The 9,066-nt window shown below is 51.9% G+C and carries 8 protein-coding genes and 1 pseudogene; 2 read left to right on the top strand and 7 right to left on the bottom strand.

Going from position 1 to position 9,066, the window contains the following annotated elements:
- Together A8707_RS24890 and A8707_RS24885 are read right to left on the bottom strand one after the other, a co-directional pair.
- Positions 1–329, bottom strand: a pseudogene (locus A8707_RS24890) (ISKra4 family transposase); the annotation flags it as partial.
- Positions 330–360: 31 nt separating this feature from the next.
- Positions 361–987, bottom strand: a complete 627-nt coding sequence (locus A8707_RS24885; RefSeq protein ID WP_068817839.1) for a hypothetical protein — start codon at positions 985–987, stop codon at positions 361–363.
- A 261-nt stretch (positions 988–1,248) separates the two neighbouring features.
- Here A8707_RS24885 and A8707_RS24880 point away from each other — a divergent pair, with 261 nt between their 5' ends.
- Both A8707_RS24880 and A8707_RS24875 read left to right on the top strand, forming a co-directional pair.
- Positions 1,249–1,914: a manganese efflux pump gene (locus tag A8707_RS24880; RefSeq protein WP_068819993.1), complete on the top strand. Its 666-nt coding sequence runs from the start codon at positions 1,249–1,251 to the stop codon at positions 1,912–1,914.
- A gap of 176 nt (positions 1,915–2,090) precedes the next feature.
- Positions 2,091–2,714, top strand: a complete 624-nt coding sequence (locus A8707_RS24875) for a DUF4337 domain-containing protein (RefSeq protein WP_068819991.1) — start codon at positions 2,091–2,093, stop codon at positions 2,712–2,714.
- A gap of 92 nt (positions 2,715–2,806) precedes the next feature.
- Here A8707_RS24875 and A8707_RS24870 read toward each other — a convergent pair whose 3' ends face one another.
- The 5 genes from A8707_RS24870 to A8707_RS24855 form a co-directional block, all read right to left on the bottom strand.
- The gene (locus A8707_RS24870; protein WP_082906502.1) at positions 2,807–3,958 is read right to left on the bottom strand and encodes an EamA family transporter; all 1,152 of its coding nucleotides are present in this window, start codon (positions 3,956–3,958) and stop codon (positions 2,807–2,809) included.
- Positions 3,955–4,761, bottom strand: a complete 807-nt coding sequence (locus tag A8707_RS24865) for an HMA2 domain-containing protein (RefSeq protein WP_068819989.1) — start codon at positions 4,759–4,761, stop codon at positions 3,955–3,957. The genes A8707_RS24870 and A8707_RS24865 overlap by 4 nt, the downstream gene beginning before the upstream one ends.
- 8 nt (positions 4,762–4,769) lie before the next feature.
- Complete coding sequence (locus tag A8707_RS28670) at positions 4,770–4,928, bottom strand: DUF454 family protein (protein ID WP_074382581.1); 159 nt, start codon at positions 4,926–4,928, stop codon at positions 4,770–4,772.
- A 65-nt stretch (positions 4,929–4,993) separates the two neighbouring features.
- Complete coding sequence (locus A8707_RS24860) at positions 4,994–7,882, bottom strand: heavy metal translocating P-type ATPase (RefSeq protein ID WP_068819987.1); 2,889 nt, start codon at positions 7,880–7,882, stop codon at positions 4,994–4,996.
- 348 nt (positions 7,883–8,230) lie between these two features.
- Positions 8,231–8,560, bottom strand: a complete 330-nt coding sequence (locus A8707_RS24855) for a hypothetical protein (protein WP_068819984.1) — start codon at positions 8,558–8,560, stop codon at positions 8,231–8,233.
- Positions 8,561–9,066 lie beyond the last annotated feature (506 nt).

Below are 9,066 nucleotides of genomic sequence, written 5' to 3'. Positions count from 1 at the left end.
GATTGAGATAACTCCAGCATCTGTTGATAGAGGTGAGTGGCTGCCCCTGGGTCATGTTTGAGATGATGACAACTCTCCTGAAGCCAGTGCCGTTGCTGGGCTAAATTAATGGGATAGAGGGCCACCGCCACCGCACCGAGATACCCAGAGGCATGATAGAAATCCAGCACTTGTTCGTGGGTATGGCGGTTGAGGAATTGCCAGTTTGAGGCTGCCCCATCCGCAATTCCGAGATAGGTGGCTTGGGGATAACGGGCTTTCGTGCGCGCGATTTCTCGCTCTAGCCGTTCCAGAAACGTCGCCTTGCCATATTCGGGGGTGGCTCCCATATAAATGGTGTGTTGTCGGTCTCCAAACGCGTCATACAGACTGATGGGCAGTGCCGACCATGGCTTCTCTCCATCCGGTGTCGCACAACAGCATACAGGTGCCATCTAAGCCAATGGCAACACTGGCAATTTCAGCGTCTAGTTGAGGGGGCACATAGTCCCAACTTTCTTCTTTCACCTCAATGATCGTGGCCACCGCTTCACTGAGACGCTGGATGTAGGACACGGCGACCGGGCGTTGATGATTCTCAGCCAAGTCTCGCTGCACGTCTCGGGCGGAACCATACGCCAGTTTCGAGGACACTTGTTTCGCAAACAGAGGCGTGGAGGTGATGATGATGCGAGACGCTCGCTCTAGCGGACAATCCGTTTTCCCGCCTCCAGAGCGCTGATAGACATGGCGTTCAATCACGACTTCTCCGTAGGGCGTTTGATACGCTTTGGGCTGCTTGCCTTTGGTTCGCATCACCTCTCCGGCAATCTCAATGGCTGAACCGTCGGTGTCCAGATACTCAAGAGCGGCTGTAGTGGCAATACGACCCGCCTCGTTGAGGCTTTCCTGAATCGCTTCTTCACTGGTCAGCAGCGAATGACTCAGGTCTATCGTCACTTCTATCCTGACTTGCGTCCCTTCTTGACTCAGCAATTGAGCGCTCATACTCACCACCTCTTGGTTGCCTCACTCAGTGATATCATGCTTGACCTACTAAATCAAGTAGAGGTCGCACCCGTCAGTAGAGGCTGCAATGTCTGCCGCAATTGGTTAATCTGATGCATAGGGTTTCATAGTGTGAACTTACTATTTGCATGAAACCCTTTCCTACCCCCTTTCGCAAGCTTTTGTCCTGTACTTAGCTTAATGTCATTTAATTTAGCACCGTACATCGTGCGTCTATCGTCGTAAGCGACAACCCTCACTATGTCTTTTTCTGCACCGATTCATAAACTCACTATCTTGCTAATGATCGCCCTTGCTGCCAATCTAGATAACTTTGGAGTCGGTACCGCCTACGGCATTGCAAAACGTCAAATCTCCAGAGGCTCGAATTTTATCATTGCGCTGCTGGCAATTGGCTTAACCTACACTGCGATGGCCTTTGGCAGAGTCTTAGTGCTAATAATGCCAAGCTGGGTCGCTAACCTAATTGGAGCACTGGTGATTGTCCTTGTCGGAATCTGGATTTATTGGGAAGCTCCCCTTACTCGTTTGCTACAGCGTTACTGCAATCGGCTTCTCCGCCGCAGGCGTTCCCCCACTGAACACTCCGCTAAGAAATTATCGTCAGGCATCCCTCCTGCGCTACAGTCGCCGCCGTTTGAACAGTTGCAGCGCGTTAACCTGAGAGAAACCTTCGTGCTAGGGGTATCTCTCGCACTCAACGCGATGGCAGGCGGATTAGGAGCCAGTCTCTCTGGTCACAATCCCGTCACGACTTCTCTAGCAGTGGGTGTGTTCAGCTACATCACCATTGATCTTGGGCAAGCGATCTCAGGCACCTATCTCAGTAAACGTTTAGGCGTGCTGGCTCCAAAAGCAGCAGGACTACTGCTGGTTGTCATTGGCATCTATGAGTTGTTTGATTGACTCCAGCGATCGTCGCAGGCTGAAACTTTGCAAACCAGCTTTCAGACGTTGTGCTGCTTTGACATAATGGCGAAGAAGATCCTGAAAGGAGCTTAAACCATTGAGAAAAATACGTTGAACCTCCGATCCAAGAATTCAATCCTCTTTCCATAGCAACTCAATTACCTTTTTTGACTATGACCGACGACATTGGACCAGAACCGCAGGAACTTCACGAGAAAGTAGCCGAACAAATTGAGGCAGTCCGCGAAGAACTGAGCACAGAGCAGGCTGAAGCACAACAAGATCGCCAATGGTTAAGTCTGATTGGGCTTTCAACCGGGATTCTCTCCGCCCTGGCAGCGATCGCAGCGATGCAAGCAGGCTATCTGGCAAATGAAGGAACTCTGGCGCAAATTAGAGCCTCAGACGCCTGGGCTTTTTATCAAGCACAATCGACTAAACGCCATCTAGCAGAATCCGATGTACTGCTCTTAAAGTCTTTACAGCGTCCCATCCCCGCTGAGTTGACCAGTCAAATTCAGACGTTACAGCAAAAGCAAGCAACCATTCAATCGACCGCGCGAAAGCTGCAAGCCGAATCGACGGAGAACCTACACCGTCATGAACTTTTTGCCCGCAGCGTCGCAGCGCTACAGGTTGCAATCTCTCTTGGAGCGGTCGCGGTCTTGTTACGCAAACGATCAGTCTGGTATTTGGGCTTGGGTCTTGCAGTCATTGGATTAGGATTCATGGTGATGGGTAGCTTGCCCAGTAACGCTCACCCCGATCGTGATGCGGTCGAGGCACCCAGCAATTGAGCGCGTAAGTGTGTGGTGGGTGGTTGAATTGTAGGACCAGCACCTCACGATGCTAGGACTGGCGAAGATTCCGGCGAATAAAGTTCGTGATCTTAAGCTGATTGACTCCCCTGCATCGCGGCAGTCGTTGTTGTACCACTGAAGATGATCAGTCCACCGACTAAAACCCAGAGGTCTAGTTGTTCAGCAAACAACAGAAAGCCTAAGCCAGATGCCCACAAAATCTGCACAAATTCCACAGGCAGCACAGTAGTTAGATCCGCGTCAACGAACGCTTGAGTCATTGCAGTATGTCCACTCACCATCAAAGCAGCAACGAAGCTTAGCCAAATTAGATCAATCAGGGTTGGCACCTGCCAGACCAACAGAGCCGGGACGAGCAGGAGCGGCGTCATCAACAGCACGGTATACGCATTGATCGTCAGGTTAGAGTCAGTTTGAGCTAAGACTTTGATCAGCAGCAGCACACCTCCCAACGTAGCTGAACCTGCCAGCATCAGCAACGCGCCGAGACTAATCAACTCTAAACCGGGGCGAAGAATGATCAGTATCCCGATCGCCCCCAGCACTAACGAAACCCAGGTGTGGGCTTGCAACCGTTCTCCCAGAAACGCGATCGCGCCTACAACCGCAAACAGAGGCGCTGTAAAGCTGATGGCGTTAGCTTCAGCGAGAGGAATCAAGCTCAGACTCGTGAAGATGAGCAATGTTGCACCCGTATCAATCACGGCTCGCAGCAGATGAAGGGGAAATTTTTCTGTATGCAGAATGGCTGGTTGAGCAATCCAGGGAGCCAGGATAGCAATGCCAATTAAGTGACTGAGAAAGGCAATTTGAAAGGGATGAATCGTTCCCGACAGGAACCGAATAGCCGCCTGCATACCCGCGAAACAGCCCGTCGCCAACAGCATCCAACGAATGCCGCTCAGGTTTTTATCCATCCCAACGGCGGGTTCAAGCGGTGCAGAGATCGGAAGGGTTGCCGCGAATTGAACGACCCTTTGCAGTCGATCGAATACCTGTTCGCCAGATAAATTGGCTGCATAATGCACCACCAGTGATCGGGCAGGGGCGTTAATTCGCGCTTCTGTAACAAAATCTATCTGCCTGACCAGTAACAAAAGCAAGTCAGCATGGGCTGGATCAGCAGCAAGTCTGAAAATATAAATCCGGATACGTCCAGGAACTCTATGCAGCAGGCGGCAAGAAGCCGGGTTTGTAAGTGCAAGCGCCTGACTGGTCATTTCTTCCTCCTGGTGGGTTTCCTGCTGGATGATGGGGGTTCGGAAGCCACTGTTTCTTCAAGTTGACGCTCCACATCTTTTGCAATTGCTTCGCCCAGTTCCTCACCCAGCACTGCGCCCAGTTCCGCCCCGATTGCCATACCAGCGGGTCCCATCAACAGACCCCCCACAGCTTCGCCTACCACTTCGCCAATCATCTCACCTGTGCTGGTGCCAACAATTTTGGCAGTCATCTCTTCAATTTCTTTGCCCTCATCTGCAAGTGATAGCTCCCTGGACTCAGCTTCGTGGGCATCAGGTTCGCGAGCAGCGGCATCCCCTAGTTTCTCGCCTACCGCTTCGCCAATAGCTCCACCAATGCCGCCACCGACCCACGCCCCGCTGACTCCGAGCAAAGCACCGATGCCTTCACCCACCACTTCTCCGACAGCTTCGCCAAAGTCTGCGCCGATCACCTCGCCAATTTCTTCTTTCAGGTGTTCCTTGTGTTCCTGCTTAGAATCAGATCGCGTTGTCTGGTTAGATTGAGTAGCATCGAACCGGGAGGGCACCTCAGGCGGTGTAGTCAGCCCTAAATGGGTTAAAAGTGCCGGCTCCGTCAGCCGATCTACCTGATAGGTAATCACAATGGAACTGGCAGCAGAATTAACCCGTACCTCCGTCACGCCTGTAAGCGCAGAGAGCGACTGCTTCAGCTTGGTCGCCTCAGTTGAGTCATAGCGTAGCTGAGGGATGCGAACACGCAAGCGACCCGGTAGGCGATGAACAATTTCACCTGTTGTAGCAGGGGTTGGAGGTTGCATGATTGTACCTAAAGGGTGGCTGCCCAGCTAAAACAGACCGCCGATACAATCAGAAACGGGGTGCCGGGAATTAAAGGTAGCAGTACTCCTACAATGCCCATCACTAAGGTGACGGCTCCGATCGCCATCAAGGTTGCCTTCTGAATGCCTTTAAGTACGTTGTCCATGACTCGATTCTCCGTGGTTAATTGAATGAGCAAGATTGACTGAGAAGATACACGGGAGCAAAGATCTATCGGGTTAATGATAGTCGCTTCTCAGCTTCAGCCGCGTGAGGACGGATATAAAACAGTCGAGAGGATGCTTGAAACTTCCAAGACAGTCCTTCCGGGTCTTTCGTCTGGCTCCAGCGATCAAAGGTCGGACTCGATCGTCGCCGAGAAAGCGTCCGTGTCGTCACACCCAGCCGTTTGGCCAGGTCTTTTTGGCTGAGACAATGGTCTGACAAAACCGCTTCCATCTCAGGTAATGTTGGTTCCAGTGAGTGACCGTTGTTTAAGCCTCCATCCTGGCTGATTAGCGTTTCTGGCTCCGGGTTAGTAGGCGCAACGGGGTTCTCTTGCCAGCGGGTAATTTCTTGCAGCAGGGCAGTCGGATTAAGAGAGTGTTGCAGCGATGGAAGGTCTCCAGGTCCGAGCAAGGGACGCAGACCGTTCAGTTCTGCCAAAATTGCGGAGCCATTGTTGATTATGATCGCCAGCACCGGGTCAAGTGCAAATAACACTCCCGCTCCGACCGCGCTCAAGTTCGGAATCGCTACCAGTGCAGTGTTCTGCCAGATAATGTCCATTGCCTGACGAGCAATCCGAATTGCATTGATCAATCCGTGCAGATCATTCTCCATTAGCACCACATCCGCAGTCTCCCGCGCGATGTCGGTTGCCCCCGCGAAGGAGATAGACACATCAGCATAGGCAAGCGCAGCAGAATCATTGATGCCATCGCCACAGAAAGCAACTGTCTTGCCACTGTCATGCAGCGCCTGAACGACTTCTACCTTACGCTCTGGAAACGCCTCTGCATAAATACAGTCAGGAGCAATGCCCAACTCTTGCGCTACCGCGTTTGCAACGCGCGTTACGTCACCGCTCAGCATATAGCTATTAATCCCCAAGTCGCGGAGTTCCTTGATGATGGTCTGGCTCTCTGGACGGGGTGGATCATTGTAGAGAATGACACCTAACAGTTCGCCATTCCCCGCGATATAAACAGGGGCATGGCTGCCAGACTGAAGGTCGGGGTGCCGCTCCCAGAGAGTCTCCAGGCTGATTTCTTCCTGAAGCATTAAGCGATGGCTTCCTACTAGCAGGCGCATCCCATTAACCGTTGCAACTACGCCTAAGCCCACCCGATACTCCCAGGTTTGGCAGTCGTAGAGGGGCGCACCAGTGTCACGGGCATGACGCACGATCGCCTCCGCGATCGGATGGGTTAAACCTTTTTCCGCCGTTGCCGCCAGAGATAAGATTTCAGACTCCGATAGCTGGGCGTTGAGCGCACGAATTGCCGTCACCCCCGCATGACCCTGAGTTAGGGTTCCGGTCTTATCGAACACGACAGTGTCGATTTTAGCCAGACCCTCGATCGCTCGACCACTGCGAATAAAAACCCCATTGCGAGCGGCATAAGTCAGGGCAGACAGAATAGTAGTGGGGACAGAAATCCGAATGCCTGTGCCTAAGTCCAGGGTGAGCAGGGCGATCGCGCGGCTGAGATCGCCGCTCAAAGTTCCGACCAAACCAGCAGTAATTAAGGTGGGTATCACCAGTTGATTTGCGAACATCGCCGCATAGTTTTCTACGCGGGTATCATGCACTGGAGCCGCTTCGACAAGCGTTAAAATCACACCTGCCCGCGTGTTGCTGCCCAGACGCTCTGCCAGGATGCAGACATGCCCATCCACTAGCAATGTGGACGCAAACACCTCTTCTCCCTGCAATCGCGTCACGGGCACCGATTCACCCGTGAGCTTGCACTGGTCAACTAAAGCCGTACCCCGGACAATGCAGCCATCTACCGGAATCTGGTCGCCCGGGTAGAGAAACACCAGATCGCCAACCTCGATCGTCTTAGCTAGAATCCGTAACTCCTGACCATTGCGTTCGACCAAAACTTCCCCATTCAAGCAATCTAATAAATCCAGAGAGGCACGCTCACTGCTCCGCGCCGTCATGTCTCGAATCACTTCACCCCCCTCGATCAGCCCCAGCATCAATGCGGCTGGAAAATTGCTGCCTTGAGAAGTATGTAAACCGATCGCCAGACCGTCTAGAAAATCAATGTTTAGCTGTTGTTCTTGGCGAATGCCATCCCACGCCCGTTGAAACACCGGAATGGTCGCTGCCAGCATCACACCCGCTGTCAAAATACCCGGAATGGGCACTCCAGCTAAGGTACCTAATCCCATAAAGAAGCCTAGCGCTGGCAGTCCTAATCGTTGCCAATAGTCAAGCTCGTGATTGGTCGTCGCGGTCTGACTCTCGGTGGTTATAATGGCACCCGCATCGGTTCGTAATGCCTCCTCCAGCACTTCAAACAAGCGATGACGCGCGATCGCGACTTGCTTGAGCGGCAGGGGAGCAAACTCAACGGAGATCGACTGAGTCAGTCGATTCAATCGCACTTCAAGTACGCCGCTGATGCCGTTCGCCAAAGCGACTAATCGGTTCGCATAGTCAGCATCCTCCGCCACGCGCGGGATGCGTAATCGAATCCGCCAAGGCGTTTGATGAATGACTTGATGCCCAACTGTTTGACGGGTCTGCGTCAGAACGATCGTCTCGGTTTGCGGCCGTAGATCTGCGCCAAGCGCAGTGTCGCAGCAGTGAAGCACCGCTACTTCTAGCCCAGTGCTGGCGATCAAACTATCGTCATATTCCACGCTCAGCGATCGGGCGACTCGATTTAGGCGCACAGCGGTCACGCCCGGCAAAACGGCGATCGACTGCTGCAATCGATCGGTATCGCTAACCTCCGTCGGTAGATGCGGCAGGCGCACCCGTAGATGTCTTTGACCACGATAAATGACTTGATGGCGCATAGCCTGAGGATCGCGCACAAATTCGTCAACGGGTGCTGTTGCCAATCTCGGCTTTGCTTCTTGACCGTTCACTAACTCCACGGCTCCTGTTCTTGTAGATACAGATAGTTTGATTCAAAGTCGCCCTCGTCATGCTGAAACGTCGGACAGACACAAGAAAAAGGAAACATCAGCTTGAAGCGGTACTATCACTTCTACTAATTAAGGTCAGCTAGCATTGGGCAGTGAAAAGCAAGAAACCAGTTGCGTTAACCTTTTAGTGCGCCATCAGGAGCAATCAGCATCCAGTCGTTTTAGGCGCTGAGTACCGCCAGTAGTGGACTTTAGTTTCCTCCGATCGCAATTAGTCTCTAGCCTGATCATCCCCTCAATTTAATTTGTCGGCTACATCTAGATAGTGAGGCGACAAGCAAGACTTATATTATTTGGTTACTCAGAGATAATCTCGACATCGTGGGGTGCGATAGGCTCCGAGGTATTCCTTTTGGCAGCAGACTCAGCCTTGGCATCAGCGACCAAATCACGAAAAGATTCTTCTGCTTCTGCAAAAGCCACCTGAGCGTTCTCAAAGGTCTCAATACCCCAAACGAGCACCTTTTTAGTATTTTCTCTGGCAGTCTCAGCTAGGGGTTCACTTAAATTAGGCTGTCCCACTGCTTTCCCAACTGCATCCACTACAGGTACTAAAACTACAGCGCCCAGCCCCACGGCTAAAGCAGTTAACGGCTCAATCCCTAAGAATAAAGCTTCGAATTCCATGTCGGTTCAACCTCAGTTTCGTAAAGCACAGTTTCGGGGACCTCTGCTGTCTGGTTTAAGCAATACAGCTTTATGAGGTTACCTATTTCGTATGACTTTCACATCTCATTTATATTGCGAAGAGAAAGCGCTTTGTCAAAAGTGTCAGAATCAAACCACTCTGGAAGAGGTAGTGTTCTAGACCTAAGTACAGGACAAAAAGCCTGAAAAGCTCTCCCATCAAAGCTTTTAGTTAAAACCGCTGAAACTTTTGCTGCACCGGCGTTTTAGCAGAGTTTGTCCTCCCATTTTGCTTTTTTGTCCTGTACTTAGGTTCTAGACACGGGCATTTGCGTAAAACTAAGCGTCCTCACCATCACCTGTCCCACTTACAGGCACCAGTAGAACAGGTGACTACTCTAGATATCAGTCTAAATATCAGAGTGGGTTGAACTGGCAAAATTTCTCCACTCCTATGCAAGAAGGGCGAAATCGAGCGCTCCCTGCGTTTTAGCCGATGCAATTCT

Source organism: Phormidesmis priestleyi BC1401 (assembly GCF_001650195.1).
In the GTDB taxonomy this organism is placed as follows: domain Bacteria; phylum Cyanobacteriota; class Cyanobacteriia; order Leptolyngbyales; family Leptolyngbyaceae; genus Phormidesmis_A; species Phormidesmis_A priestleyi_B.
Note: the sequence above shows the minus strand (reverse complement) of the source record. Positions and strands in the feature narration are given on the sequence as shown.

Coding starts and splice junctions, on each gene's coding strand:
- A8707_RS24870 (WP_082906502.1), bottom strand. CDS start 3,958: ATGACCAGTCAGGCGCTTGCACTTACAAACCCGGCTTCTTGCCGCCTG.
- A8707_RS28670 (WP_074382581.1), bottom strand. CDS start 4,928: ATGGACAACGTACTTAAAGGCATTCAGAAGGCAACCTTGATGGCGATC.
- A8707_RS24855 (WP_068819984.1), bottom strand. CDS start 8,560: ATGGAATTCGAAGCTTTATTCTTAGGGATTGAGCCGTTAACTGCTTTA.
- A8707_RS24875 (WP_068819991.1), top strand. CDS start 2,091: ATGACCGACGACATTGGACCAGAACCGCAGGAACTTCACGAGAAAGTA.
- A8707_RS24865 (WP_068819989.1), bottom strand. CDS start 4,761: ATGCAACCTCCAACCCCTGCTACAACAGGTGAAATTGTTCATCGCCTA.
- A8707_RS24880 (WP_068819993.1), top strand. CDS start 1,249: ATGTCTTTTTCTGCACCGATTCATAAACTCACTATCTTGCTAATGATC.
- A8707_RS24885 (WP_068817839.1), bottom strand. CDS start 987: ATGAGCGCTCAATTGCTGAGTCAAGAAGGGACGCAAGTCAGGATAGAA.